A 26,979-nucleotide genomic window follows, 5' to 3' on the forward strand; every position below is an offset into this window, starting at 1 on the left:
TGGGGTATATCCTAAAAAACTATCCCAAACTTTAGCCGATCTCTGTTAGGTGCTGCTTAATTTTTGCTATTTTCTCCACATAAAACTCTTCACTCATTATATGTTCATTATTTTTTACTTTCTGTTGAGTCGCCTGCTCAATTAACGGAAGGCCCTTCACGTCACTGCCCTCTTCTCTTGGGATAAGATGAAAATGGAGGTGACGAACCGCTTCACTAATTGTGACCACATACAGTCTATCAATGTTGGTTTCTTTCTTTACAGCAGCTTCGGCTTTTTGAATGAGCATGCCGATTTCTGAAAGTTCATCAGCCGTTAATTCAGCCCAGTTCTCAACGTGGCGCTTCGGCTCAATATATAAATAGCCTAGAAGCTGAGAATCGAGGGGACCGTGGGTGATCACCCAATGGTCTGTTTCATGTAGTGCGTCTTGTAGATTGCTGTGTTTTGTACATATTGGACAATTACTCACGATTCCGCATCTGCTACTAAAAACATAGACAAAAGTGTTTGTTTACGTCTATGCTAGATCGTTTCTTGCTTCTACGTGTCCTGCTTCGCCACTTGCTCGCTACCACAGTCTGTATGACACTCCGCAAGCGTTAATTCCGATGTAGCCCACCGTACATATATACCTTATCGTGTGGTGACAATGGTATATTCTGCTGCATATTTCAAATTCAGACTTGCGTTAAAGTCCCGATCTAATTCCATGTCGCAGTTGTCACATTTAAAAACTCGCTCTGATAAACTAAGCTCAACTTTCTTAAATCCACAGCAAGAACACGTTTTAGAGCTAGGATAAAAACGATCAACCATTCGAAGTTCGATTTCATGTTCCCTGCATTTTGAAGTTAACCACTGTTTAAAGCGATAGAATTTCTGTTTACGGATCGAATCAGATAAATGACGATTCTTCATCATTCCTTTAACGTTTAAGTCTTCGATTGTAATATACTTTGGCTTGGCTTTTACCAAAGAATTGACGACAGTTCTAACATATTCTTCTCGAATATTCGTTAATCGAGCATGAATTTTTTGAAGACGTAACAAGTTTTTGTCGATGTTCGCTCTCTTTTTAGCAGCAGTTTCACCACCTTTCTTTTTTAGGTTTTCGTATTTGCGAGATAGAGAACGCTGCTCGCGCTTTAATTTCTTTTCGATTTTCTTAACGTGAAGAGTCTTGTTGATATTTCCAAAATTCTCATGATGACTGCATACAGAAAAATCTTTTATCCCTAAGTCAACACCAATTCCATCGTTTGTGTTCATTTGATTATTTTTTGCGTCTACTTCACACAACACAGAAACATAATATCTTCCTGCTTTATGTGAAACAGTTCCACTTTTCACGATTGCATTTGTTGGGATATAACCATACTCTTTAACCTTCATCCATCCAATCGTAGGAATCTTTACTCGATGACGTTCAACCGTCCAGTCCGTTTTGTTATTTTTAGGAAAATAGGCTTTTACATCTTGATTCTTCTTTTTCTTAAATCGAGGGAACTTAGTTAACCCCTTAAAAAAATTCTTAAAGGCCCTTTCAGCATTCATCGCAGATTGTTTGACAGCTTTACTTGAAACGTCTTTAATCCATTGGTCGGCTTGTTTTGTGTGTACATTGTTTAACCACTTTGAAAAATCATAACCACTCATGAATTTTTTTTCTTTCTCATGGGTTTCTTTGTTTTTGGATAAATACAAATTATAAACGTATCGACAGACACCAATGGTTTGTTTAATCTTCTGCTCTTGCTGTTCCGTTGGGTTGATTTCCACTTTGTAAGCTTTTTTCATACTCTCACTCCTTTCTTGTACATTAATTTTCTGCACAGTTGTATTGTACGGTATTTTTGTGTACGATACAAGTAAAAGGAGTGATAATATGAGTGATAAAAGAGTAAGGATTGATATGCGTATTCCAGAATCAATATTAAAAAAGATAGAAGATTACCAACAGGATCAAGGAATAACAACAAGAACATCTGCTATATTAGAATTAATACGAAAAGGATTAAATGATGACAAACGTATATAAACACGTTTGTCTATTTTTGTACACATTGTTCCATTTTTTTGCTAACTACAAACAACTCCTTTACTTGCTTTTATTGAGTGACTTTTACTTTGCCGCCAAGATAATCAGAAAGCAGTGCATTATAATCACATTGAAGTGCTAAAAGATGATCAAGTATTTCTCGTACAGCACCCTCGCCGCCGTTTAACTTTGCGATATACTTCACATGCTCTTTCACAAATGGTACGGCATTGTTTGGGGCAGCCGGAAAGCCAACATTTTGCAGAATTGGCAGGTCATTAATATCATCACCAATATAACAAATTTCATCCGAATCAATGTGCAGTTCTGCTTTTAGTTCTTCAAGAACAGTTAATTTATCATGAATGCCTTGGTAGACATAATCAATTTTTAATTCATTGGCACGCTTTTCAACGGACGGAGAGTTTCTGCCGGTAATAATTGCGATTTTCACGCCAGTATAGCGGGCAAGACTAATGCCCATGCCGTCTTGTGTGTGAAAAGCTTTATATTCTTCACGATCAGAACCAATATACAATTTACCGTCTGTTAATACACCGTCAACATCTAGTACTACTAGTTTAATAGCTTTCATATCGAAAACCTCCTATAACCCAAGCATCATTAGGTCATGAATATGAAGCATACCAACTGGGCGATTTTCTTCATCAAGAATCGGCAGTACGTTAATTTTACGCTCTTCCATAAGCGTAAGAGCTTCACTTGCAAGCGCACCGCTTCGAATAATGACAGGGGTTAGGTTGCATAAATCATCGACTTTATGATCTAAAATATCATGTGATAATGTGAACGCACGGCGAATATCACCATCTGTTAAAATACCAACTAATCTATTATCCTCATCAACAATAGAAGTTGCCCCTAACCCTTGGGCTGTCATTTGGAACAGTGAATCTTTCACTGTTTCCCCGCTAAATACCATTGGATTTTTCCGAGTCGTTGCCAATACATCATCTACAGTTAATAATAGCTTTCTTCCAAGTGATCCAGCCGGATGATAAAGCGCAAAATCTTCCGGTTGAAATCTTCTTGCTTCAAGAAGCGCAACCGCAATTGCATCGCCTAACGCAAGCGTAACAGTTGTACTCGTTGTTGGCGCAAGTCCCAGCGGACATGCTTCTTTCACGTTACCAAGACATAACACCACATCTGCTTTTCGACCAAGCGTTGAATCTGGATTTTTTACAATCGCAATCAATTTCGCACCAATTCTTTTAATGGAAGGAAGAAGGTTTAACACTTCATCGCTTTCACCACTGTTTGAAATCGCAATTACAACATCGTTCGGTGTAACCATGCCGAGATCGCCATGCAGTCCTTCTGAAGGATGCAGATAAAGAGAAGGTGTGCCGGTACTTGCAAATGTGGCATTAATTTTACGTCCAATAATACCAGACTTGCCAATGCCCGTAATGACCACTCTCCCGCTGCATCCTAGAATTAGATTAATCGCATCTGAAACGGATTCTCCAATTGAATCACGTAAGTCCAAAATTCCCTGTGCTTCTTTTTCTAATACTTCCTTGACACTTTGAGTATAGTCTGTCTTCATTTTGAGCATTAATGCAAGTCCCCTTTATTGTTTAGTAGTTTTTAATTAAACGATCAATTTCTTGAATTGGTTTTAATACTTCTTCAAGCTCAGAAAGTTTCACCATGTTCGGTCCATCAGATTTTGCTTCATCAGGATTTGGGTGTGTTTCCATAAAGATTGAATCAATACCAACAGCTGCCGCAGCACGTGATAAGTATGGTACAAATTCACGCTTACCGCCAGTTGATGTACCGTTTCCACCAGGAATTTGCACACTGTGTGTGGCATCAAATACAACTGGAGCACCAAGCTCACGCATTGTAATTAAAGAACGCATGTCGACAACTAAGTTGTTGTAACCGAATGTTGAACCACGCTCTGTCAGAAGAATGTTTTCGTTACCTGATTCTTGAAGCTTTGTAACAACGTTTTTCATATCCCAAGGTGCAAGGAATTGACCTTTTTTCACGTTTACGATTTTGCCTGTTTTTCCTGCAGCCACTAATAAATCTGTTTGACGGCATAAAAATGCGGGAATTTGAAGAATATCAAGAACTTCTGCTGCTTTTTCTACTTGATTTGGCTCATGAATATCAGATGTCACAGGCACATTGAAGCGTTCTTTTACTTTTTTAAGAACTTCAAGACCTTCTTCAAGACCAGGACCGCGGAACGAATGGATTGATGAACGGTTTGCTTTATCAAATGATGCTTTAAATACGAATGGAATGTTTAATTTTGTTGTGATTTCTTTAAGCTGTTCAGCAGTTTCCATAATTAGCTGTTCATTTTCAATGACACATGGACCTGCTACTAATACGAATGGATTGTTTCCACCAAATGTAATGTTTTCATTTAATACAACTGTTTTAGACATGCTTGACGCCTCCTAGGATTTTTTCTACTTTACCAATATCTTCTGGTGTGTCGACCCCCACAGCATCATACGCTGTTTCGACTACTTTAATGTGATAACCATTTTCTAATAAACGAAGCTGTTCAAGCACCTCTAAACTTTCAAGAGTGGAAGCAGGAAGTTGAACAAATTCATTAATAATCTCTTTTGGATAGCCATAAATGCCAAGATGTTTATAATACGTAACTTCTTTCCCAGAGCGATTATATGGAATCGGGGAACGGGAGAAGTATAATGCTAAACCATTTTTATCTGTAACTACTTTTACAACGTTAGGATTTTCAGCATCTTCCGCGTTTTGAAGCACAGTTTTTGCTGTAACCACGGTATCTGGTGTTTCTTTTGCAGCTTGTACAAGGGCGTCAATTAATTCAGGACGAATTAACGGCTCATCTCCTTGAATGTTTACATAGAAATCGCCATCTACTTTTGTTGTTACTTCAGCCATGCGGTCAGAACCTGTTTCATGATCAGTTTTTGTCATCACAACATTGCCGCCGAACTCTTCGACAACTTTTTTGATGTCTTCATGATCGGTTGCAACAACTACTTTATCAAGTTCTTTACTTTTAATTACCTGCTCATATACACGCTGTACCATCGGCTTACCGTTAATAAGTGCGAGCGGCTTGCCTGGAAATCTTGTGGAACCATAGCGGGCAGGAATCACACCGATAACTTTCATGTTTTCACGCTCCTAACAAAATCTTATTATAAAGACTCCTTGATCAAAATAAAAGGCGAAAAGTCATTTTTTTACAAGTTTTTTTTACATTGAGGGAAAAAATGTTCAAGAAAGCGTTTCAAGTCGATCAGCGACATTTTTAGCTGTCACACGACTCGGTGAATTAATTGTTCCTTCTATTTGATATTCAAATCTTAAATAGTAGAGAAATTGATCAATTCGCTTCTTGTTTATTTTTTCTTTTAACGCAGAAACTAATGTTTCTCCAAGCTTTTCTGGATGTTTGCAATGTGTGACAATGCCGTTTATATTGTAAAACGCATTTCCAAGTGTAATTACTTTTTTATGTTTTGAAAGGGCCTCAATTCCAACTGTTGAATTAACCGTAATAACTGCAAGCGCCTTTTCGATTAACGTATGAATGTTATATTTTTGAATAAACACAACATCTTTGCTGTTTTGATAAGCTTTTTTTAGCTGTTTGTAATTATTACGAGCCATATCTTCTGGATGCTCTTTCACAATGATTCTTATATTGCGATTTTCTGTTTCATTTAAGTGTTTAACTGCCGCAAGTACGGTTTCGAGTAATTGCTCCATCGTTTGGATATGAGGGGAGTTATAGAAAATTTGGGTATCCCGCGAAACTTGAAATGGCAAGAAAATATATTCCTCTTCTAAATTTAACTCATTTGATTTTCGATACTTAAATGTTTTCTTAAATGTGAAATATTTGACTGCCTGCCAAAAAGTGATGTGTACATACAGCTTTGGCGCAATGTGTAAGAAGCTGCCAAACATGCTTAATCCTTTTACAAAAGCGATACGGACAAGATCTTCCTTCGTCCGTTTCAGCAGTGCTTTGTTTTCCGGCTTAAACAAATAATCTTTGAGCCGCTTTTTATTAACAGATAGCGAATCATAAAATTCAAGATTCTGCGGCACAGATGCATTCGCATTAATGCCTTTTGCATCACATGTAATCGTATAAGGACGAAAAAGACCATCTTCAAAATAAACTGTCGTTAACCCTCGTTTATCCGCAATCACTTTCGTAACTTGATCAATCCAATGATAGCCGTTAAATAAACAAACCACATCTATTTTGTTTTCTTGTATATAGTGATCAATGTAGTACATATATCTTTTATACATAGTTAATTCTTTTTTCGCTACGGTCTTTTTGAGTATCTTTTTTTTGTACGTAATATTATAAATAGGAAGATCTAGAAGGTCTTCATCTGTTATTGAATATTGTTTCTTTGAGACATGAAACGGGGCAAACGTTGTTTTAATAGCGCTGTTAAAAAGCAGTTCACCAAGTTCAAACTTAATTTGATGACACTGATGACCTCGTTTAATGAGTTCTTCTGCCGCATCTATAAAAAAATGCTTATTTCGATTTCCCCTAAGAAATAAATAATTCGTCATTACTACCTCCGACCTTGCCCTTGCTTTCATGCTGCAATCACCATTATTATGCAAACAAAATCATAGTAACGATACGGTTACTACAAGTGAATAATTGAAATTTCATTAGAAAAGAAGGCTTGTCTGGGCGCTAATTTTTAACGGCATACCTTAGTTTTTTTATGTGTAGTTCTTTCATTATCTAACAAAGTTAAACTTTCCTTAAATGTAAAAAGCGCTGTTTTTTTCCAGTCAAAAAAATTCAATTTATTATAGCATACTAATTCATTAATTTCCAAATTCCATTTACAAATTTCAACATGATAAGAAATAAATGAGCCAACATATTTCATAAATAATAAGAGAAGTTATTGTAGATCTTTATTTTTTACACAATTGGAAAATAATGAAATATACTATTGTACTTTGTTATTTCCAAAAAATGTTGTTGGAAAAACAGAATATTTCCCTTATAATTTCAACTAGAACTGAAAAACCAGTTTCTTATATTATTGGCAAAAAATTTACTATCTTTTATAGTGAAGGAGAAGACTGTTAATGAAAAAAGTTCTTTGGACTTTAGGAATCATTGCTGGACTAGCTGTAGTAGGAATTGGCGGTTATGTGTTTTACCTGTACAACTCTGTTGAAAATACAGTAACTGAAATGCATGAACCGATTGAACGTGAAGTATCAGAAAAACGTACAGAAAAAATTGATGTAAATAAACAAGATCCCATTTCAATTTTATTAATGGGTGTTGACGAACGACCGGAAAAAGGCGACAGCGGCCGCTCGGATACGATGATTGTCATGTCCATTAATCCAAATGATAAATCCATACAAATGTTTAACATTCCGCGTGACACAAGAACAGAGATTATCGGAAAAGGCTTTGATGATAAAATTAACCATGCATATGCATTCGGCGGCGCTGAAATGGCTATGAACACGGTTGAAAATTTACTAGATGTGCCAATTGATTACTATATTAAAGTCAACATGGAAGCATTAAGTGAGCTTGTTGATGCGGTGGGTGGCGTAACTGTTAATAATAAATTTGCATTTACCTATGGCAAGCACACTTTTAATAAAGGAGAAAACTTTTTAAACGGTGAAGAGGCACTTCTTTATTCTCGAATGAGAAAGCAGGATCCTCGCGGTGATTTAGGACGGAATGAGCGTCAGCGTCAAATTATTACGGCATTAATTAATAAAGGTGCTAACTTCTCATCAATTACAAAAGTCGATGACATTTTAACAGCACTAGGCGGCAATATTCGAACAAATTTAACATTCGATGAAATGATTGATATTCAAAAAAATTATAAAGAAGCACGTCACAACATTAAAACGTTAGAAGTAAGTGGACAAGGTCAAATGATTAACGGCATTTACTATTACATTGTTTCGGATGAAGAACGAACTCGTATTTCAACTGAGTTAAAACAGCATTTAAATATTAGCGAGGCAGCTGAGACAGAGCAGGCTGGTAAAAGTGTAGAAGCTTCATGAGAAAAGGCAGGGGAAATTCCCTGTCTTTTTCTTTTTTATAGGTCTTTTTGACGTGTTTCTTCTATTATATAGGGTTTTTCGTAAGCGTTTCAGTGCTTGCTTCCTACTCGACTAATGCCCCTCATGTTTCAAAAATTCCTCTCAGCGATACAACGGTTCTTCCGTTAATTGCTGCTGCAATTCGGTCGAATTTTTACGGAAATTATTACAATTAAGGGGGATTTTTTGTATTATTTATAAAAATATCCAAAATAAAGGTTTTATAGTTTAAAGGTTAGGGACTCGTCTATACCTCTTTAATTGGTTTTGAATAATTTGATTATAAGAGAGGTGAAAAATATGTTCAAACTGTATTTAGATCCCGGCCATGGTGGTTCTGATACGGGTACTGTTGGGAATGGGCTGCAGGAGAAGAATCTTACATTAGATATTGCGCTTCGTATTCGAAATCTTCTTGTAAATAACTATCCAGATATTAAAGTAATGATGAGCAGAACGAGTGATGTTGCGCGAAGTTTAGAAGAACGGACAGATGAAGCAAATGCGTGGGGCGCCGATTATTACTTGTCGATTCATATTAATGGTTACAATGGATCTGTAAATGGTTATGAAGACTTCATCCATAACAGCTTATCTAATGCATCGGAAACAGCAGAATACCGAGATATTATCCATGAAGAGGTTATGAAAGTAAATAACCTGTTTGACCGCGGCAGGAAGAAGGCAAACTTCCACGTGCTGCGCGAAACAAAGATGCCTGCTCTGTTAACAGAGAATGGTTTTATTGATAATGATAGTGATGCCGCAAAATTAAAAGATCCAAACTGGCTTCAAAAAGTTGCCCAAGGACATGTAAATGGTTTAGTAAAGGTCTTTGATTTAAAAAGCAACCCACAACAAGATATTCACCGCGTCATTGTAGACGGTGTTCAAGTTGGCTCTTATGCCGAGAATCAAAATGTACTCGAGGAAGTGAGACGTCATTTAAAAACAGCCAAAACGATTGTTGTTGAGAAAGTGTAGCTTAAACACCCGATTTTGTCCTTTTAAGATGGACAAAATCGGGTGTTTGTCTTTTTGCGGGGTCTGACCCCAAATAGGAATGGTTCTTTTTTATTAAGATTTCGCTAAGAAGTTTGCTAGAATTGCAGCTGCTTCGGCGCGGGTTGTGTGGGCTTTTGGTTTAAAGCTGCCGTCTGGGTTTCCTTCCATCATGCCTGCTTGAAGAAGGATTTCGACGTTTTCTTTTGCCCAGTTGGCAATGTCACTGCTGTCTTTGAATCTGTCCACTTTCTTCGCTGTGTCAAGCTTTGCTGCATCATAATTTGCGAATTTCATTGCTTCACGAATCATCGATGCTGCCTGTTCTCTTGTTACAAGTTCGTTCGGCTTGAATGTTCCATCAGTAAAGCCGTCGACAAGTCCAGCGTTAACTGCTGTTTGCAGTGCGCCTGCGAACCATTCATCGCCTTTTACATCTTTAAATGTTAGCTTGTCACCTTTTCCTTCTGTAAGACCAAGTATACGAATAAGAAGCGCGGACAGCTCAGCGCGTGTCACTGACTGTTCTGGGGCAAATGTACCGTCCGGGAAGCCCTTGATGATTTCTTTTGAGGCAAGCTTTTCGATTTCCGCTTTTGCCCAATGTGAGCTGATGTCGCTAAATGTCACGGTTTTATCATCGCCAGGGTTGTCGCTGCCGCCTGCCGTTGACGTTACTGTTAAATTGTATTCTTTCGTATTTTTAGCAATAACATCGCCGCTATTATTAAAGACTGTTTCTTTGTTTTCTGCGGACGGTTCGATGGTGATTTTAATGTTGTTTTCGCCATTTGTAAGTTTCACATTATGACTGAACGTCATATCATTATTAATTGTTACTGCTTCACCATTAATCGTAAGAACACCTTCTTTAATCGCGTTTCCTTTGACAGTGATGCTGTCACGGTCAGTGACTGCACCGTCCTGAGGCTCTGAAATGACAACAGGCTGGTCAATCCAGCGCAGTACTTCGTCATTAATCACCATTTTGTTGTTCCCTTGGTTTTCAACAACAACCTGCAGATCTGTTCCTTCTGCACCGTAACCGTAGAAGCTCATATCATCATCAGATTTATCGTTACGAGTATGATCGGCAAGGCCTTCTTGATCCCATGATTCCCCTTTTACGTATTTATACGTGATCACAGTGCCTTCCTGAAGTTCTTTCGTGATTTCCCAGTCAGGTGTCACCGCACCGTTACGAGACATTTCCCATGCACCTGTGCTCCAGCCGTTTAAGCTGTTTGGAATGGTTACTTTTGTGTTTAACGGTGTGTATGCTGGGGCGTGCATTTTAAAAGTGACTTCAACCATGACAATGTCAGGTGTGATGCTGATTTCATTTGATGACATGCTGTTGCCTGCTTGGTCGTATACAGTGACGCGGTACGTGTAGTTCTTCCCGTTTTCGACCTCATAATCAGTAAACGCTGTTTGTGCAGGATCTTCAATAAGCGTAATCAGCTCGCCGTCGCGTTCTACTGCCGTTAAAAACGGCTGATCACTGTTTTCTAAGCTCCAAGCTAAGTTCACTCGGCCTGATTCCTGTACAGGCTTGTCAAGTGTTACTGCTGATGCTGGTGCTGTTGTGTCTTCAGCATCCTGCGTAAATGTAACTGTTTTTTCTTCGCTCGTTTTCCATGCTGCGCCGTTATCGGTTGTAAAACGGAAGCGATAGCTGTAATCACCTGTTTCAAGCGGACGGAATGAGGCGCTGAACATATTGTTATTGCCGTTTTGTGAAACATAAGCCGCATCTAGTGCTTGCCATTCTGTTTCGTTCGGTGCTTTCAGCTGCATTTCTGCCTGCAATCCTTCTGCATGCCCTTTTTCTGTTGCTCCTTCAATAAATACTTCAGCACTAATTGTGTGTGAGACTGAAAGATCGAGTGTTTGTGTATCAAGTGCTGTTACATTTCCAAGCCAATACTTGCCATCTGTCCATTTGTAGTGTGGTACGGCCGCTTCTTTTGTTTCTGTGAGCATTGATTCATTGCCATTTTCGTCGACTGCAGTGACTGCAAAAAAGTACGGCGTGCCGTTTGTTAAGCTGTCAATCGTTACTGTTGGATCAGCTGTTTCTGTTACTTCTTCATAAAGCGCACCCTTTAGATTTGACTGATATACTTTGTACTTTGCAGCAGCACCTGTCCAAGATAATGTAACTTCACCTGTTCCCGCTTCTGCCGTTACGTTTGCAACACCAGCTGGAAGGGCTAGATTTTGGTTATCATCACTCATTAACATGCGCCCAGACATTGCCGGGACTTCGACTGCTAGTTTGCTGTCTCCTGAAGTGACTCTGTAATTTGTGTTAAGTGCATCACTTAATTTGATACCGTTTTTCAGTGTGCCTTTTACATCTAATTCAATAGTTTGTGCCGATGTGCCGCGGTTAATTGCCACAACTGCCGCTTTTTCGTCATTCGTTCTTGCATAAACATATACATCGCCGTCCGCGTAAAGTGTTTCAAGATCGCCGTAAGCGAAGAGATTGCTGTTCGCTTCACGCACAGCACCAATTTTTTGATAATGGGCGATTAAGTCTTGATTTCCATTGCCCCACGGGTATGTGCGGCGGTCATCTGGATCTTTAGAACCGGTAACGCCGGCCTCATCGCCGTAATAAATAGTCGGTGCACCCGGATAACCCATTTGGAAAATCGATGCAAGCTTTAATCGTTTTACGCCAAGCTCATGGTTGTAATTTGGATCAAATTCAGCGCGCTCATACGAATCTGTACCGCCACCAAGTAAGAAGATCGCACGCGGTGTATCGTGTGAGCCCATTAAGTTCATAAGTGCATAGGCTGCTTCTTTCGGATAATCTTCTTGGACCGCTGTAAGCTCGGCATCGGTTTGTGAGGCGTTTCCATTTTTTAAGAAGCTCATGACCGCGCGCTCAAAGCGATAGTTCATAACAGAATCATATTGATCACCGAGGAAATATTTAGACGCGTCATCCCAAATTTCCCCGAGAATTAACGGCTGTTCTCCTTCTTTAAGAGTGGCGCCGGCCCCTGTCATATCGTCAGCTTTTAACTCTTTACGAAATTCGCGCCAAAATTCCATATCCACTTCATTGGCAACATCTAAACGCCAGCCTGAGCCACCGTTTGTGATCCAGCCTTTTGCCGCAGAATCGTCTTCATACATAATGTAATTGGCGAAAAGTTTGTTGTTTAGTTCGGAATCGTAACCAACTGCATCACCTGGAATCGATTTAATTTCTGGTAAGCTGTCAAAGCCCCACCATGCTTGGTAATCATAGCGTTCGTTTGTTTCGCCTTCTTTGCTTTCTTTGCTGTCAGAGATTTTTTCATTTTTGATGTTAAACCAGTTGTGAAAGCCGTAGTTACTGAAAACTTGGCCGTCCTTAATGAAAAATTCTTCTGCTTTTTGTTTTGCTTGTTCTTCTGTTAAGCCTTCATCGTTCATCAGGTCATAAATTTTTGCCCAATATTCATAGGCACCAACGGTTTTAAATTTGCCGTAGCGGTCAAAATAGATCGAGTCATCGGCAACATGGTTAAATACCCCGTCTAAAATAAGATGCATGCCGCGTGCTTCAAGCTCGTTCGTAAACGCTTCAAATTCTTCCGGCGTACCAAACATCGGGTCAATTTCTTTCCAGTTTGTTGCATCATATTTGTGATTCGATGCCGCATGTGCGATTGGGTTTAAATAAATCGTATTGACACCAAGCGATTCGATATAATCCAATTTTTCATGAACACCTTTGACGTCACCGCCGAAGAAATCATTACCCCAGTGGCCGTCACCCGTGTAATTCGCTTCAGAGCTTAAGCGCGGGTTGTCGGGAAGTGACTCCCAGCTTTCAGGACGCTCGATCGGCTGCTCGCCGCGGGCATTTTCCTTGTTATCATCATTCTCAGGATTTCCGTTATAGAAGCGGTCAGGGAAAATTTGATAGACAACGGCTTCCTTCATCCAGTTCGGTGTTTCAAATCCTGGATCAAATACGGTTAACTGAAAGAGCTCAGCGTTTTTATCAACGGCTTTTCCAGTATGGCCTTCTGCTGTGTCTTCACCGTATTCAGCTTGGACACTGCCGTCTCCGATCATAAACTTATAGCCGTAGACGCCTTTTTCCCCAGGGGTTACACTTGCTTCCCAGTAGTCTTTGTTGTTTTGTGTGCCCGCTTTTTTCATCGATACGAGCTTAGATGTACCGGTATTATAGTTCTTCAACAAAACGCTTGCACGTTCTGCATCGCCTTTTTCCGTGGAAATTCTTAACGTAACGTTTGTACCTGTACTTACGGCACCAAACGGCATGCGGTACGCGCTGTCCCATGTGTCATGATAAAGAGCGCTCTGTTTGATCGCATTATCAGAGCCAGTTGGATTGTAGTCTGTTGTTACTTCTTTTGTGTTGTTGTTAAAGAAAAATGTGATGTCTTCGTCTTGGAGTACAGTAAGTGCTGCGTTATCGCCTGGGTATTCTTCACCCCAGTCGTTTCCAAGCACGACTTTATATTGATAGTTTCCTTTTGGTATTGCTGCTGTGTAAGTGTAAACGTTGTCAAAATCGTTGTCAGTAAAAAGTGCTGTTGATTCGCTCGGACTCCAAGCACTTCCAGCATTTATTGCCGGCTGTATATCTCCTGCAAGTCGTGGCTGTTTTTCTTTTGGAATTGGTTTGTAGTATGTAGAATCTGCGATTGCGTGTGTGGTGTCGTGGTAGTAGAATGTTACTTCTGTTTCTTCTGAAAGAGAGAGCTTCAAGTTGCTGCCGTCTTTGCCGCCTGCGCCGTAGTTTTCATCCCAGCTGCCGATTGCTACTTTGTATTCATACTCTCCAGCTGGAAGTGTTACGGTAAGCGCATACAAATTATCGCTTACGTGTGTCATTTTTGTTGCTTCTGCCGCTGGGTCCCATTCGCCGCTGTGACCGAGTTCATCTTGAAGGCTTCCGACAAGAACAACATTTCGTTCTGCTTCAGCTGCATGAGTTGGCATAATGCCTGCAAAAAACTGTAGAAAAAGTGTCGCAATTACAAAGAGTGATAGCCGCTTTTGTTGTTTCGCTTTCACGTGGTGGTTCCCTCCTGGTTGGTTTTTATTATTTGTTTCAAAGAAAGTGATACAGTAATCCTCTGCGTACGATTTCTTCTTTTAATAAATTTATAAAATCTGGATCAAGGTTTAAACTTCTTGCTTTTTAATAACTGTGGATTAAGAGGGTGCTGCTGATTTTAGTAATTTGTCACATCCTCTATTAAGAAATGTTTTTCCCTTTTGCTCAGCTCCTTTCTTAATTGATAGATTGTACAATTTAGCGAAGGAAACCGTTTGCACAAAGTTGCATAAAAAGCTGTGCAACTTTAGCATGGGGGCTTTAGTCTGTATGAAGGGAGGGTTTTAATGCAAACGGTTTCACTTTTATTATCTTGTCATAACTTTTATAAAAACGCAATAGGCTTTTTATAAAAAATAGATTTTTCTAATAGTTTAGTAATGAAATAGTAGATTTGTGTATACACTATGTAAAAACAATAAGGGGGATTGTTGGGGATGAATTTCTTTAAAGGCTTTCTGAACGGTGTGCTTCTCTCCATTCCGCTTTGGATTATCATGGTGATTCTGATTAAGGTGATTTATTACTAAAATCGAAGTTGCCTCTTATGTGAGACAACTTCGATTTCTTGAATAAGTTTAGGTGTTTGTCTTTTTCAGGTGGACAAATAGGGATGTTTGTCTTTTTGCGGGGTCAGACCCCTTCAATTAAGTCAGCAACAAGGATATAACGTTCTGGTGCTGAACCGATAAAATCAAATGGATAGCATGTTGAGACGGTTAACGTTGCTTTTGGTTTTGGGACGATGACGGTACGGTCGTTTTGGTCAACGATGCGCACTTTTCGCACTTTGTACGTAAATTCTCCTGCCGCTGTTTTCACAATGAGAATGTCGTTTACGCCTACTTCACCAAGTCTTCGAAACACGGTATCGCGATGGCCGGAAAGGACGGTGTTGTCATTTTCACCAGGCAAGACGCTGCCGGCAAAGTGACCGACTCCTTTTTCAAGCTCGTCTTCATCTGTGCCGTGTACGATCGGGAGCACAGCATTGATTTTTGGAATCGTTAATGTCCCGATTTCTTCGCCTTTTTCAGGGCGGCGCTCATAAAGAGCGGATGTTTCTTTTTTTACCTTTTTTATAGAAGGCTCTACAGACTCATTTGCTGCTTCCTGCTCTGCTTGTACCGCGCCAGTTTTAAATAAAAAATAGCCGGCAAGAAATTTATAAGCATTTGTTGATGTAAACCAGACTCCGCCGCCGATTAAGGCAATGCTTAGGAAAAGGACAAGATAGCGTTTCTTCTTCATCGATTATGCACCTTTAACTTTTAATTTGCGGTAAAGAAAGACACCTGAAGCGATGAGTAAAAGCCCAATCAGCATGTTTTGCACGTAATCTGATGCTGTATCTGGAAGCTTGCCGCCTTTAACGGTTTTTTGGAGCGGCTTTTTATTTGCTTGTTTTGGTGCTTCTTTCGCTTCCTTCACTTCTTCCACCACTTTAACCGTTTCAGCTAAATCTTCCCCTGTTTCTTTTAAAAGCTCAGAATCAAACATTTCCGCCGTTAAAACAAGATCCGCAAGAAACTCACCTTGAAGGTTATAAAGCTCGATAAGAAGATCGGCGCCGTCAAGGTAGTCGATTTTCATTAATGCTTCTAATGACAGCGGCTCTTTCTTTCCATCTTTTACAAGATAAAACTTCACTTTCAATTGAGAAAGCTGAAGTACTTCATGATAGATTGAAAGCAGTTCAGCAATGTCTGCTGCCGAAAGCTCTGTAGCACTATCGAAGTTTTCAAACTTCATCATTCTGTCGTTTAAGGCAAGCATCTGATCAAGAAAAGCTTCTTCATTTCCTTCGATAACCTCCGCAAAATGAGTAAATAATGCGTCAAGCTCTTCTTCTGTTAGTCCAAATTCTGTAAAGAACTCCGACATATCAGGAAGTTCCCCGTCATAGTTCATATAAAAATCCAACGCATATTCAAGCTCTTCAATATATTCATAGTATTCGAGACTATCTTCATACTCATTTAAAAGAGCTTCAAGTTCTTCTTTCGTTAACCCATACTCATCTAAAAGCTGTTGCAAACTTTCATCGGTAATCGGTGTGTAATTTTGCTCTTCTAAATAGAAGTAAACCGCCGAATCAAGATCACTAATAAACTTGAAAGCATCAGCAATTTCTTCGCCTTCTTCTAATTCCCCGTATTCCACAAGAAGCGCAATCAGCTCTTCTTTCGTTAACTCATAGTTTTGAAGCAGCTCATTCAGTGTTTCTTCTGTAACGACTGGACCGAGGAAATCACGGAGCTCCTCAACCGACTCAAAATCTTCGAGCGGATAATCATAAAACGCTAAATACTCGACAAGCTCTTCTTCTGTCATTGTAATTTCAGTTAAATAGGCCGTAAGTTCTGTTTGATCAACAGCGGCAAACATTGTCGCCGGAAAAATTGTGACCATCATAACAGCTGCTAGTACGGATGCAAGTATTTTTTTCATTGTTTAGTTCTTCTCCTTAATGTAAAAAATTTATAAATAATAGATGAATTATACAGTTTATTGAAGAAATTAGGAATAGGTTTTTTAGTGGATTTATGTGGCTATTTTATGGAAAAGAAACAGTGTTGAAATATAACCGTTTAGGAGCAACAATTTGTAAAATATCACCTAGAGAAAGAGATACATTCAGGGAAATGTTTGATTTTATCACGGCGTACAAAAAGGAGCGACCTTTATTCGCTCCTTTCATTCTAATACAGGATTTTAATGGAATTGTATATATAGGACCGCTGCTATTAATGAAGATAGTGTCCTTTCAAAATGGACAAATTGGGGGGGATTGTCTTTTTGCGGGGTCTGACCCCTAGTAAAAATTGTAGGTGTTCTTCCCCTGCTTTTTACTTTGATACATAGCAAGATCAGCATGCTTTAAAAGCTCTTCCGCTGTTTCTCCGTGAGATGGGAAAAAAGAAATGCCAACGCTCGCACCAACAGAAAGCGTTTTCCCTTTAACCAGATATGCTTCATTAAGAACTTCAATCAATCTTTTTGCTGCTTGTGCGGCATGTTCTTTGCTCGTGATGTCAGGAAATAAAATAACAAACTCATCTCCACCATAACGGGCCGCCACATCTTGACTGCGAACGGTGCTCTTAATTCGCTCTCCTACTTCCTGCAGCAATACATCTCCTAAATCATGTCCAAATGTATCATTAATTAATTTAAAACCATCTAAATCAATAAACATGACGGTAAAAGATTGATTAAGCTTTTTTGATTTATGAATTTTTTCGGTTAGATGCTCGATAAAAAACTGCCGGTTCGCTAAACTTGTCAGCGCGTCATAGGCTGCTCGCTTTTCCATGATTGCTTCGGCTTTCTTCCGCTCGGTAATATTAATAACGGTACCAAAAATGGCCGGTTCTCCATTAAACGTTGTAGCAGAAGAATGGACTTCAATATCAACTAAATATCCTTTTTGATGAAAAATTTTATAGTGAGAGGTTAAGCTTGATGCTTCTCCGCCGAGTAATTTACGAGCACTATTTGAGATAAGGGGACGGTCTTCTGGTATGATAAATTCTAGAAAATTAGTTGTATAAAGCTTTTCTTTTCGATAACCTGATATTGTCTCCATTTGGCTGTTCGCATACACAATCTTATTGTTTTGAAAAATATATACACCAGCTGCCGCTTCTTCTGTTAAACTGCGGTATTTCTCTTCAGATTCCTTTAATGCCCGCGCAGACTGGATAAGGGTATGTTTTTGCTTTAAAAAGACGGCCATAAGCGGGACAAGAATGAAAAGTAAAATTGTTATATCAACTATTTCCTCTGCATATGTAAATGGTATACCGAATAATTGATTTACGAGTCTTTGAAAAAAGAAAAATTCGCTTAACTTAATGACTGCAACAGCGATTAAAATAAAAATTGATTTAGACCAGATGCCCAAGCATATCCGCCCTTTGCTAGAAACTATCGATGATTTATATTTTCATAAAATAATTGTAACGATAAATACGCTGTGATTCAACTAAATCCTAGGAAGATCAGCTAGGGGGAAATATTCCATTAAAGTTACGTTTGGTATACTGTATATTGAGCGCTCATCCAAAAAACACAAAGCGTGTGAATTCACTTGCATTCACACGCTTTGTTTACTGTTTAACTTTATACGGCATCAGAAGTGATCAAACCGTAATATTCATCTTTTCGCTTGTAGAGGACATTCATTTCGTTCGTATCCGCATCCTTAAAAACGAAGAAATCATGATCCAATAAGTTCATCTGCAAAATCGCTTCCTCGACACTCATCGGTTTAATATCAAATTTCTTAAGGCGAACAACCTCTTCTTTGTCTGCATCAATCTCTGCGATCGTTTCGAGTGGGACATAGAGCTGTTCTTTACGCATTTTGCGGTTTACCCGTGTTTTATATTTGCGGATTTGCCGTTTTAACTTCTCTTCAACAAGATCAATTGATTTGTACATATCGGCTGTTTTCTCTTCAGCTCGAATGGTCAGATCTCCTAATGGCACGGTTACTTCGATGCAGTGATTATTTTTAAATGTTGATAGGTTCACATAGATGGGTGTATGTTCTGTTTCATTGAAATAATGAGCAATACCTTCACCGATTTTGTCTTCCACATACGTTTTCATTGCGTCTGTTAGATCGATGTTTTTGCTGTGGATAATGATATTCATATCGGCCACTCCTTTAGTTAGTCATACAAGGAAAGATTTGTTTTCCTTCTACTTAAATAATAAGGGAAATTTTATGAAAATAATGTGAGATTGATCACTCTTTTAAGCTGAAATGTTGCAAAGTTGTGAAATGATAAGCAGGCGACCTAGCCTACTGGACGATGATTGTTTTTATTCTCTACAACATGGAGCTGGTTCCGTCCCTTTTTCAGCAGCGGCATAATCCAGCGGTCAAAACCAATTTTTCCGGCATTGGCGCCTGCAACCAATATAAACATTGTAAGCAGGACCATTTGCGGGTTGGTGCTTGTTGTGCCAGAGAACATGAATGCAAAGTTCATCACAGCGCCCATTAGTGCCGCAAACGTTGTGAATGTGCCAAGAATTAATCCAATTCCAACGAAAAACTCTCCCCATGGAACAAGAATGTTGAATAAATCAACGTTTGGAACAGCAACTCCAGTTAAGAAATCAGCCCACCATCCTTGAACTGCAGGATGATCGCCTCCCGCTTTTTGGACCGCGCCCTGCAGATAGCCGCCAGCCTCAAAACCACCGCTAATTTTGCCCCAACCAGAGGTCATCCACTCCCAACCAAGATACAAACGAACAACAAGAAGAAAATAAGATGCCAATTGATTTTCTCTTAAGAACTTTACAAACATCTTTCTCACCCGCCTTTTTGGATTAGGAAACATATGAGTTGTTCCCTGTACTTACAGAATAAAATAATTTAAAATAAGATTATGTGAAAAACATCACATATTTTAAATTTAATTTTCATAGAATGATAAAATGGACAATAACAGATAGATCCTTTTAGAAAGGGATGATGACAATGACCAAACCGGTTCTACTATTTGACGGGGTTTGTAACTTATGCAACGGTATTGTCCAATTTGTGATCAAACACGATAAAAAGGAACACTTTCTCTTTGCCTCCCTCCAATCTGAGGCAGGACAGCAGCTGTTGAAACAATTTGCGCTGCCAACAGACGATTTTAACAGCTTCGTCTATGTGAAGGGTGATACATACTATACGAAATCAACAGCAGCGCTTTTTGTAGTGAAACGTTTAAGTGGATTATGGCAGCTTTTGTTTGCGGCAATGATCCTCCCAAAACCAATTCGCGATAAACTCTATGATCTCATTGCAAAAAACCGCTATAAACTGTTCAGAAAACGTGACACCTGCATGATGCCAACACCAGAGCTGAAAAAGCGCTTTTTAGATTAACTGAAGGGAGTTTCCTTTCCATTTAAAGACTTGCCTTCTGCACGAAACTGCAAACGAAAAAGGTGATAAGATGACATCGATTTATGAAAGAGCACTCGGAACAGATTTTCAAAAGCTTCACCCTGAACTGCAGCAAAAATTCGCTCTGCACAGCGCACAAAATAAAGCAGCGATCAGCCGCGGCGTGATGACGGAAATAGCAGGCGGCAGCGCATTGGTGAAGCCGTTTTTAAAGCTTGGCGAAAAACGAAAGCTTACCTTTACAGAGCGCGGTGAAAACATTCCTTTTACTCTTGAAAATTATGCCTATCAAGATGCGTTCGGCCGAGAAACAGTCGCCTGGATTCGCAAATTCCAATTTCAAGAAGCGGTCCGCCATTTTGATGCCACCATGATTTACAGCAATGAGCGCGGAAGTATCGTTGATTACCTCGGCAATATTCAAGAGCTTGCGGCAGATATTTGGCTCACGGTTACTGAAAACGGCGGCATTCACATGCAGTCAAGTTCGCTCCGCTTTATAAAAGGAAAATTTGCTCTTCCGATACCAGATCTAGTTGCCGGTCTTGCTGAGGTGACGGAATGGTATGATGACGAGAAGGAATGCTTTTTTATTGAAGTTCATGTAAAAAATCCACTGTTTGGAACGATTTTTAGCTACAGCGGCACATTCGAGATCGAATATGTGGACTTAGAGGAAATTCCAAGCGGCGTGAAGCCAATGAGAGAGACGCGGATAGAATAGATGATGGTGATGCAAAAAACAGAAATTAGAAACAGTTTAATCGGTGCTTTTGTTTGGCTTTTTATCAGTATGATTATCGAGCTAACATTAATTGAAACTTTGCTATTGTTCGCCTTTTTCGTCACCGTACCGCTGACGGTAATGCTCACAGAAACGAAAACACGGGACGGCTTATTGTTTCAAAGCTATCAACTAGCACTCACACTTCAGCTTCCCGCTGCCCTCTTTGCATCCTTGTCCTTTATATTTCCACAAGGTTTTGCTGCAGGCATCCTGTCTCTTCCTTGGCTCATCTTTACAATTGTCACCGCACTGTACGGGCTCTTACGCTTACTTGAACGCGGAATTTCCTCAGTCGAAGAGCTTACGGTTGACTGCGGGCTTCTCTATCTCGCGCTTGGCGGGGCATGGTTCGCGCTTTATCGCTTTGGTGGTGTTGTGCTCGATTTTAGTGATACCATTATTTTGTTAACAGCGATTCACTTTCACTTCTCAGCCCTTACTGCACCGATTTTTGCAGGAATGCTTGGGAGAATGCTTGGGAAGAAGACAAATCTGTATAAGGTCACAACGCTCGGCATCATCGCAAGTCCAATGCTTGTTGCAACTGGCATTACATATTCACGCGTTCTTGAGTTTTGTGCTGTTGTCCTTTTTGTATTTTGTTTATTTTTATACAGCTATCAAACAATGAAACTGCGAGTTAATCGTTTTGCAAAAGTGCTGCTTGTTCTTTCAAGCGGCTCACTAATGCTAACGATGAGCTTTTCATTTTTATACGGATTAGGACGCATGCTGAACATACAGTTTGTAAGCATTCCAACGATGGTGCTGTTTCATGGAATTGGGAATGCGGTTGGCTTTGTATTTTGCGGTGTGTTTGCCTGGCTTTTCGTGCGGCCGCAGATGAAGTCTCATTCATACGGCATCCCGCACAGTAAGATCGTTGGCCGTTGGAAGATTGGCGCTAACTTTTTTGAACGGCACTCCTTTCATGATGAAAAGCGCCCAGCATCAAGTGGATTAGTCGATGATTTTTCGCTTTATAAGCGGGAAGACTTTACTCCTGCCAGCTTCATCCTGAAATTGTTTCGTTTTATGAGCATACGCTTGATTATGAACTCGATGCTGAGACAAGATGGTACGGCCTCTTTCGCCCGCTTTCTCGCATTTATAAAGTAATAAGCGGGAAGGTGGAGCAAATTAATCTTCCTGCACACGGCGAAGAAAACGGTGCAATGCACAGCAGAATGATTGCCGTTTCCGATCAACAAGACGGCCGTACAAACGTACGAGCATGGATTCGCACAAATGAACGTGGAAAAGCAATTTTTGCGGCAGCATATTCCACCCACACTTCTCATCGGGAAACGTATATGAACATCGCGCTTCCGCTTCCGTTTGGCAATACGACTGGTGTGTTAACCCTAAATCATGATAAAGGAAACGGCTTAACGCTTTCTTCGCTGCCATGTGGTGGTGATGAAGGCATTTATTTTCATACAAAACGCTTTACCGTCCGCCTGCCGCTTCAGGAGCATTTTCATGTATGGAAAAATGATGATGCAGGGCTTCATGCCGTGCATACCATGTGGCTGTTTCGGAAAAAGTTTCTCTCAATTACCTATCATATTCACCGCAGACAATAGATAAAAGCCATCATACGTTGATGGTTTTTATCTTTTTTAGATTGATTGATAACTAGTTAATGTCCTCTCTATATGGACATTATGGAGTAAATGTCTTTTTGCGGGGTCAGACCCCGACAAAGATGCTGTCTAACTATGTCGTCTTATGTAACATTTTCAAATATTTGGATGAAACCCTTGACGATATTCTAAAAATTTATTAAATTATAAAAAAAGCAAACGATTCCACGAAACGCTTTTAACTTAAAATGAAAATGATGAACTGACTGCACTGCGCTTATTCAAAAACAGAGACACTTTTAAGATAAATGTAAGGGGTTCCGAAAACAGATCTACTAACAACAAGGAGTGAAGGAACATGAAATGGCTTCAAGTATTAACATGCCGAATCAAGCAAGGGCATAATCACCGGTTTCAAGGAACCTACAAAGGAACTCACGCGACAAGCGTACATATTTACCGCTGTGAATCGTGCAGTCATGTAAAAAAAATTCTCGTTTAAACTTACTATTCTATTAAAAAGGGTGATCAACATGGACTTAAAAAAATTAAACATTGAACTGAATAAAAGAAACGAAAAGGTTATCGCCTCCCATGGCGAAGTATCTACCTTTAATATGTTTGATCTTTCATGGGAAGAAGTGCAAAAGCGCGGCTTCGATAAATATATGAGTAAAGAAACGTTTATGAAAAAGAAAGAAGCACAAAAAGAACTAACTGCTGTTTAAGCAGTTAGTTTCTTTGCTGTTTAATAGAAGATTTTCCAAGCGTCATCCGGCATACGTTTTAATAAATATAATCCGCTTGTATCTTCTTCAAACTGATCAATAATCGTGCTGCCGTCCTTAATCGTTACATCAATGACAGCATTTTGCTGATTAACTTCAGCAAATAAATTTGTTTTTTCACCAACAGTTGTGGAAAGTGTACCTTTTAGCTTCATTTCCACCGTATAACCTTCTTCAGCATAAGCTTTAAAATTTAAATCTGAGTATTCACATAATGCTTTATAAAAACCTGTACTGTACTCGTCGTTTAATGAATCAAGTTTTGCAGGATCACCAGCGTTAATAATGTTGATAAAATCGTTAAGCTCCTCATTCAAAACATTGATTAATGTTTGATCATCCGGCAGATTATTCGTTTCTAAACCTAACGCACGCTGCAGCTGCAGCATCACCATTGCTTCAGCGCGTGTTGCCGACTTGTCTGGTTTAAATGCTCCATCATTATAGCCGCCGACAATACCAGCACGGCTTGCTGCCTCAATATCAGCTGCTGCCCAGTGACCATCTACATCACTAAATGACTTATTATTTCCTGAAAAATCAACAGAAGATTGAAACGCACGGGTAATAATAGCCGCGATTTCTGCACGTGTTACATAGCGGTTTGGCGCAAATGTATCAGCTGTTACACCGCCGACAATGTTTGCCGCGCTTGCGGTACTAACAGGTGTATAATACCAGCTTCCCGGTTTTACGTCTGTAAATGATTTACCCGCACCGTTTGCGCTGATTTGCTTTGCGCGAACAAGAATCGTTACAAGTTCTGCTCTTGAAATCGGTTGATTTGGGCGAATTTCAATTTCACCATTTCCATTTTGATAACCTTTTACTAAATCAGCATATAAAAAGATATAAAGACCAGCTTCTGCCCAATGACCGTCAATATCAGTTGGATAATACGTATCAAGCTTTGCTGCTGCATTCGTATAATCCGCTTCACTTACCGCGTATCCCTCTTTTGGCGCAATAAGGCTTGCCGCAAGTAATGAACCTCCCCCAACTTACCTACGGTTGAAGTGGGGGTTTCTAATGTTTCTCAACGGCTCTTAAACATTTTAAGTTCCATCAAGCTTAACACTAGTGGAGTTGACACAGCGGCGTGCTGAAAACGCCCAACCCCTCTATACCGTTTGTCATGTTTTCCATGCATTCGGTACTTCTTTTAGACAGTTTTTGGTTGCGGATGCCATACATGAATGGTTTCTTTATGAAAAACAGCTTCTTCTTTTAAACGTAAAAACGCTTTTTTCAAAATGTTCGCTGCTCCGTTGACATCGGCATTGATGATGAAGCCATCTTTTGAACGATACAACCCTCTTTTAATCCGTTTTCCGGAAAATGTCTTCTTTGACTCGCATTCCCCATACGTTGGAATCTCATCTCCATCCAAAAAGCTCGCTTTGGACGTATACGATTCTTCAGTTAAGATGACCTTGATTCCCTGTTCCTTCGCTTTGTATTGAATCATACGAATGAACAGGCTGTGCGGAATGCTTACAAACGATTGATTGTTACATTTCCCGATGTTTGAAGACTGCTTCCAATCGTTGTTTTTGCCGATGATGATTGTATCAATGTTCTCTTCTTGGGCATGTTTTATAACGGAAAAGCTGACTTTATGGAAAAGATCCTTCAGTTTACGATGTCTGATTTGATGAAGTTTTTCCAAGCGTTTTGGCGTAAAAGGCCCTTCGTTTGGCTGCTTTCCCCGTCTTAAAATGCCAAGATAATGAGCTTTCATTTTATTATAATACTGATTAATGGATTTGACATGCTTGCCCTTGACTAATACAGGTCCGCTTCCCGTATTTGTCACCATGGTCGCAAGGTTATCAATTCCTAGATCAATCGCCATTAAACGGTTGATCTCTTGACATTCTTCCTTTTTCAGCGAAACATCCATCACTAATTCAACAACATACTGTCCGTATTTAGGAATGACTCGAACTTGTTTCAGCTTTCCTTCCCCAGCCCCTAATTTTCCAATATTTAAGCGTTCCTTTGTTTTGGGAAACTTTAAAAACTTCTTTTCTTTGATCACACAATCTTGATTTGTAAACAGCACTTCTTTTTCATTCGCCCGGCTGTACGTAGGAATTCTCGGTCTTCCTTTGTATTTAGCCGGGTTTTTCTTATACTCTTTTAAACTCGAAAAAAAAGGATTTCCAGTTCTGAAAAACGGTTTTCATAATCGATTGACTTGTTTGCGTAGGAAGGGAGCGATAATCGTGTTGAGCGATCACTTTAAATAAGCAATCTAAGAAGTTGTAATCCACATAAGGATGTGCTTTCGAAGGGGCTTCAAATACATGACAGGTGAATGATTTTTGTTGCTCTTTCGGTTTTGTTTTTTCTTTCTCAGTCTTTTTTAAGTAAGAGGATTTCTTCACGTCATTCATTTTATCAAGATTTTTCTCAATGATTTCTAGGACTTCTTTTTGCAGCGGTTGAAGGTCTTTTTCCTGCGTCAAACCTGTATACACTTGTCGGATGTAAAAGTTCGTGGTGTTGGTCATGTTTTTAGCGTTCTGGGCCATTTCTTTAAAATAAGGATACATCCGATGTCCTTTTTTAATCCAAATTTGATGCGTTTTATAATGTGGTTCTTTTCCTTTTTCCATCATTTCACCCCCTTTAAGGTCATTATACCAAACATTTGTTCTTGAATGAAGGTTCAGGAAGATTTTTCTAAAAAATAAGGAGTAAGACCTATGAAGACCTGTCCATTCACCTCCTCCTTATCGTTTTCACGCTTGAAGAAGGGGTACTCTGAACATCCTTGATAGAATACAGCTTATGACTACAAATGTACTTCTCTGTAATGTTAGCATGATAACCCCCTGGTATTTTTTATTCTCTTAAACTAGGTTACCATATCAACACTTGCTCAGCGAACATCCAATATATGTATTTAAGAATTTGGAAATTGCTACTATTAGACTAGAAGAACCTCGAAATTGAGACTTCCATACAAATATAAAGCAGCAACAACAAAAAATGGCTGCCATTTACTAGGCAGCCATTTTTACTCCAGCTAACAGTTATACAGCTTTAACATTTAACTCGACATCAATATTTCCTCTCGTCGCTTTTGAGTAAGGACAAACTTGATGGGCATCTTCAGCAAGTTTTTCGGCTTCTTCTTGGCTGACGCCGTTGATTTCGACATTTAATGTTACACCAATTTTAAAGCCATTATCTTCAGCATCTTTCAACAAGCTCACATCTGCTTTAATCTTCGTTTCTACGTTTTTCTTTTGTTTAGAAGCAACTAGATTTAGGGCACCGTCATAGCAGGCAGAATAAGCGGCAGCAAAGAGCTGCTCTGGGTTTGTCCCTTTTTCATCCGATTTCTCCGTTGGCATCACTAGATTTAGATCAATGATACCATCATCGGATTTTACACGACCTTTCCTTCCACCGGTCGCTTCAGCATGTGCTGTAAATAAAACATTACTCATTATAAAAAACACTCCTTTTATTTATAAATAAAATTTTATGATCTACAGGTTCAAATCTCTCTTCACTAGTATCCATTCCCTTGTTTAAGGAGCTTTTAAACCTATCTCTTCTATTAATCTGAATCAATCCATTTAATTTGGGTACACTCAACATCTTTTTAACCTTACAAGAT

Annotated in this window: 24 protein-coding genes and 3 pseudogenes; 9 read left to right on the forward strand and 18 right to left on the reverse strand. The window is 39.4% G+C overall.

What is annotated here, in order from left to right; translation table 11 throughout:
• Positions 1-31: 31 nt before the first annotated feature.
• Both DS031_RS14305 and DS031_RS14310 read right to left on the reverse strand, forming a co-directional pair.
• Entirely contained in the window at positions 32-472 is a 441-nt protein-coding gene (locus DS031_RS14305) for an HIT family protein (RefSeq protein WP_113806757.1), read from the reverse strand.
• Positions 473-636: 164 nt separating this feature from the next.
• Positions 637-1,800: an RNA-guided endonuclease InsQ/TnpB family protein gene (locus DS031_RS14310; protein ID WP_113806758.1), complete on the reverse strand. Its 1,164-nt coding sequence runs from the start codon at positions 1,798-1,800 to the stop codon at positions 637-639.
• An 88-nt stretch (positions 1,801-1,888) separates the two neighbouring features.
• Here DS031_RS14310 and DS031_RS23750 point away from each other — a divergent pair, with 88 nt between their 5' ends.
• Positions 1,889-2,041, forward strand: a complete 153-nt coding sequence (locus DS031_RS23750) for a ribbon-helix-helix domain-containing protein (protein ID WP_181833172.1) — start codon at positions 1,889-1,891, stop codon at positions 2,039-2,041.
• Between the two features lie 70 nt (positions 2,042-2,111).
• On the opposite strand, the gene DS031_RS14315 is transcribed toward DS031_RS23750, so the two are convergent.
• The 5 genes from DS031_RS14315 to DS031_RS14335 all read right to left on the reverse strand — a co-directional run bounded on the left by DS031_RS14315 (position 2,112) and on the right by DS031_RS14335 (position 6,628).
• The gene (locus tag DS031_RS14315; RefSeq protein WP_113806759.1) at positions 2,112-2,636 is read right to left on the reverse strand and encodes a KdsC family phosphatase; all 525 of its coding nucleotides are present in this window, start codon (positions 2,634-2,636) and stop codon (positions 2,112-2,114) included.
• 12 nt (positions 2,637-2,648) lie between these two features.
• A complete protein-coding gene (locus DS031_RS14320; RefSeq protein ID WP_113806760.1) occupies positions 2,649-3,623 on the reverse strand; it encodes a KpsF/GutQ family sugar-phosphate isomerase in 975 nt (324 codons plus the stop codon).
• A 22-nt stretch (positions 3,624-3,645) separates the two neighbouring features.
• A complete protein-coding gene (gene kdsA, locus DS031_RS14325; protein ID WP_113806761.1) occupies positions 3,646-4,473 on the reverse strand; it encodes a 3-deoxy-8-phosphooctulonate synthase in 828 nt (275 codons plus the stop codon).
• Complete coding sequence (kdsB, locus tag DS031_RS14330; protein ID WP_113806762.1) at positions 4,466-5,197, reverse strand: 3-deoxy-manno-octulosonate cytidylyltransferase; 732 nt, start codon at positions 5,195-5,197, stop codon at positions 4,466-4,468. Before kdsB ends, kdsA begins: the two co-directional genes overlap by 8 nt.
• A gap of 105 nt (positions 5,198-5,302) precedes the next feature.
• Entirely contained in the window at positions 5,303-6,628 is a 1,326-nt protein-coding gene (locus DS031_RS14335; protein WP_181833173.1) for a capsular polysaccharide export protein, LipB/KpsS family, read from the reverse strand.
• Between the two features lie 537 nt (positions 6,629-7,165).
• Here DS031_RS14335 and tagU point away from each other — a divergent pair.
• Together tagU and DS031_RS14345 are read left to right on the forward strand one after the other, a co-directional pair.
• Entirely contained in the window at positions 7,166-8,122 is a 957-nt protein-coding gene (tagU, locus tag DS031_RS14340) for a polyisoprenyl-teichoic acid--peptidoglycan teichoic acid transferase TagU (protein ID WP_113806764.1), read from the forward strand.
• A gap of 339 nt (positions 8,123-8,461) precedes the next feature.
• Positions 8,462-9,145: an N-acetylmuramoyl-L-alanine amidase family protein gene (locus DS031_RS14345; RefSeq protein ID WP_113806765.1), complete on the forward strand. Its 684-nt coding sequence runs from the start codon at positions 8,462-8,464 to the stop codon at positions 9,143-9,145.
• A gap of 93 nt (positions 9,146-9,238) precedes the next feature.
• On the opposite strand, the gene DS031_RS14350 is transcribed toward DS031_RS14345, so the two are convergent.
• The 7 genes and pseudogenes from DS031_RS14350 to DS031_RS14385 form a co-directional block, all read right to left on the reverse strand.
• Entirely contained in the window at positions 9,239-14,221 is a 4,983-nt protein-coding gene (locus DS031_RS14350; RefSeq protein WP_342767250.1) for an alpha amylase N-terminal ig-like domain-containing protein, read from the reverse strand.
• Between the two features lie 37 nt (positions 14,222-14,258).
• Positions 14,259-14,339 (reverse strand): annotated as a pseudogene (gene sda, locus DS031_RS24665) (sporulation histidine kinase inhibitor Sda); the annotation flags it as partial.
• A gap of 558 nt (positions 14,340-14,897) precedes the next feature.
• A complete protein-coding gene (locus DS031_RS14360; protein WP_113806766.1) occupies positions 14,898-15,515 on the reverse strand; it encodes a class D sortase in 618 nt (205 codons plus the stop codon).
• Positions 15,516-15,518: 3 nt separating this feature from the next.
• Entirely contained in the window at positions 15,519-16,715 is a 1,197-nt protein-coding gene (locus tag DS031_RS14365; RefSeq protein WP_113806767.1) for a processed acidic surface protein, read from the reverse strand.
• A 364-nt stretch (positions 16,716-17,079) separates the two neighbouring features.
• Positions 17,080-18,171: a sensor domain-containing diguanylate cyclase gene (locus DS031_RS14375; protein WP_113806769.1), complete on the reverse strand. Its 1,092-nt coding sequence runs from the start codon at positions 18,169-18,171 to the stop codon at positions 17,080-17,082.
• A 218-nt stretch (positions 18,172-18,389) separates the two neighbouring features.
• Positions 18,390-18,926, reverse strand: a complete 537-nt coding sequence (gene hpf, locus DS031_RS14380; protein ID WP_113806770.1) for a ribosome hibernation-promoting factor, HPF/YfiA family — start codon at positions 18,924-18,926, stop codon at positions 18,390-18,392.
• A 146-nt stretch (positions 18,927-19,072) separates the two neighbouring features.
• Entirely contained in the window at positions 19,073-19,591 is a 519-nt protein-coding gene (locus DS031_RS14385) for a DoxX family protein (protein WP_113806771.1), read from the reverse strand.
• 164 nt (positions 19,592-19,755) lie between these two features.
• Here DS031_RS14385 and DS031_RS14390 point away from each other — a divergent pair, with 164 nt between their 5' ends.
• The 6 genes from DS031_RS14390 (at position 19,756) to DS031_RS14410 (ending at position 23,285) form a co-directional block, all read left to right on the forward strand.
• A complete protein-coding gene (locus tag DS031_RS14390; RefSeq protein WP_425451971.1) occupies positions 19,756-20,163 on the forward strand; it encodes a thiol-disulfide oxidoreductase DCC family protein in 408 nt (135 codons plus the stop codon).
• A gap of 70 nt (positions 20,164-20,233) precedes the next feature.
• Complete coding sequence (locus DS031_RS14395) at positions 20,234-20,908, forward strand: DUF4166 domain-containing protein (protein WP_113806773.1); 675 nt, start codon at positions 20,234-20,236, stop codon at positions 20,906-20,908.
• The gene (locus DS031_RS14400; protein WP_113806774.1) at positions 20,909-22,090 is read left to right on the forward strand and encodes a YndJ family protein; all 1,182 of its coding nucleotides are present in this window, start codon (positions 20,909-20,911) and stop codon (positions 22,088-22,090) included.
• A gap of 11 nt (positions 22,091-22,101) precedes the next feature.
• Entirely contained in the window at positions 22,102-22,557 is a 456-nt protein-coding gene (locus tag DS031_RS14405; RefSeq protein ID WP_113806775.1) for a hypothetical protein, read from the forward strand.
• 358 nt (positions 22,558-22,915) lie between these two features.
• Positions 22,916-23,059, forward strand: a complete 144-nt coding sequence (locus DS031_RS23755; protein ID WP_181833174.1) for a hypothetical protein — start codon at positions 22,916-22,918, stop codon at positions 23,057-23,059.
• A 31-nt stretch (positions 23,060-23,090) separates the two neighbouring features.
• A complete protein-coding gene (locus DS031_RS14410; RefSeq protein WP_113806776.1) occupies positions 23,091-23,285 on the forward strand; it encodes a hypothetical protein in 195 nt (64 codons plus the stop codon).
• A gap of 20 nt (positions 23,286-23,305) precedes the next feature.
• Here the strand turns inward: DS031_RS14410 and DS031_RS24195 are convergent, their stop codons facing one another.
• From DS031_RS24195 to DS031_RS14430, 4 genes and pseudogenes are all read right to left on the reverse strand, one after another.
• Complete coding sequence (locus tag DS031_RS24195) at positions 23,306-23,734, reverse strand: hypothetical protein (protein ID WP_245947429.1); 429 nt, start codon at positions 23,732-23,734, stop codon at positions 23,306-23,308.
• An 18-nt stretch (positions 23,735-23,752) separates the two neighbouring features.
• Positions 23,753-24,313, reverse strand: a pseudogene (locus tag DS031_RS24670) (S-layer homology domain-containing protein); the annotation flags it as partial.
• Between the two features lie 275 nt (positions 24,314-24,588).
• Positions 24,589-25,966, reverse strand: a pseudogene (locus DS031_RS14425) (RNA-guided endonuclease InsQ/TnpB family protein); the annotation flags it as partial.
• Positions 25,967-26,386: 420 nt separating this feature from the next.
• Positions 26,387-26,806: an organic hydroperoxide resistance protein gene (locus tag DS031_RS14430; protein ID WP_113806777.1), complete on the reverse strand. Its 420-nt coding sequence runs from the start codon at positions 26,804-26,806 to the stop codon at positions 26,387-26,389.
• Positions 26,807-26,979 lie beyond the last annotated feature (173 nt).

Origin of the sequence: Bacillus taeanensis (assembly GCF_003318295.1) — a bacterium.
GTDB lineage: Bacteria > Bacillota > Bacilli > Bacillales > UBA6769 > Maribacillus > Maribacillus taeanensis.

Excerpts from the sequence above, each read along its gene's own strand:
- DS031_RS14315 (WP_113806759.1), bottom strand. The coding sequence starts at position 2,636 with ATGAAAGCTATTAAACTAGTAGTACTAGATGTTGACGGTGTATTAACA.
- tagU (WP_113806764.1), top strand. The coding sequence starts at position 7,166 with ATGAAAAAAGTTCTTTGGACTTTAGGAATCATTGCTGGACTAGCTGTA.
- DS031_RS14360 (WP_113806766.1), bottom strand. The coding sequence starts at position 15,515 with ATGAAGAAGAAACGCTATCTTGTCCTTTTCCTAAGCATTGCCTTAATC.
- DS031_RS14395 (WP_113806773.1), top strand. The coding sequence starts at position 20,234 with ATGACATCGATTTATGAAAGAGCACTCGGAACAGATTTTCAAAAGCTT.
- DS031_RS23755 (WP_181833174.1), top strand. The coding sequence starts at position 22,916 with ATGAAATGGCTTCAAGTATTAACATGCCGAATCAAGCAAGGGCATAAT.
- DS031_RS14345 (WP_113806765.1), top strand. The coding sequence starts at position 8,462 with ATGTTCAAACTGTATTTAGATCCCGGCCATGGTGGTTCTGATACGGGT.
- DS031_RS14410 (WP_113806776.1), top strand. The coding sequence starts at position 23,091 with ATGGACTTAAAAAAATTAAACATTGAACTGAATAAAAGAAACGAAAAG.
- DS031_RS14400 (WP_113806774.1), top strand. The coding sequence starts at position 20,909 with ATGATGGTGATGCAAAAAACAGAAATTAGAAACAGTTTAATCGGTGCT.
- DS031_RS14320 (WP_113806760.1), bottom strand. The coding sequence starts at position 3,623 with ATGCTCAAAATGAAGACAGACTATACTCAAAGTGTCAAGGAAGTATTA.
- kdsB (WP_113806762.1), bottom strand. The coding sequence starts at position 5,197 with ATGAAAGTTATCGGTGTGATTCCTGCCCGCTATGGTTCCACAAGATTT.
- hpf (WP_113806770.1), bottom strand. The coding sequence starts at position 18,926 with ATGAATATCATTATCCACAGCAAAAACATCGATCTAACAGACGCAATG.
- DS031_RS14385 (WP_113806771.1), bottom strand. The coding sequence starts at position 19,591 with ATGTTTGTAAAGTTCTTAAGAGAAAATCAATTGGCATCTTATTTTCTT.
- DS031_RS24195 (WP_245947429.1), bottom strand. The coding sequence starts at position 23,734 with ATGCTGCAGCTGCAGCGTGCGTTAGGTTTAGAAACGAATAATCTGCCG.
- DS031_RS14430 (WP_113806777.1), bottom strand. The coding sequence starts at position 26,806 with ATGAGTAATGTTTTATTTACAGCACATGCTGAAGCGACCGGTGGAAGG.
- DS031_RS14310 (WP_113806758.1), bottom strand. The coding sequence starts at position 1,800 with ATGAAAAAAGCTTACAAAGTGGAAATCAACCCAACGGAACAGCAAGAG.
- kdsA (WP_113806761.1), bottom strand. The coding sequence starts at position 4,473 with ATGTCTAAAACAGTTGTATTAAATGAAAACATTACATTTGGTGGAAAC.
- DS031_RS14390 (WP_425451971.1), top strand. The coding sequence starts at position 19,756 with ATGATGACAATGACCAAACCGGTTCTACTATTTGACGGGGTTTGTAAC.
- DS031_RS14365 (WP_113806767.1), bottom strand. The coding sequence starts at position 16,715 with ATGAAAAAAATACTTGCATCCGTACTAGCAGCTGTTATGATGGTCACA.
- DS031_RS14335 (WP_181833173.1), bottom strand. The coding sequence starts at position 6,628 with ATGACGAATTATTTATTTCTTAGGGGAAATCGAAATAAGCATTTTTTT.
- DS031_RS23750 (WP_181833172.1), top strand. The coding sequence starts at position 1,889 with ATGAGTGATAAAAGAGTAAGGATTGATATGCGTATTCCAGAATCAATA.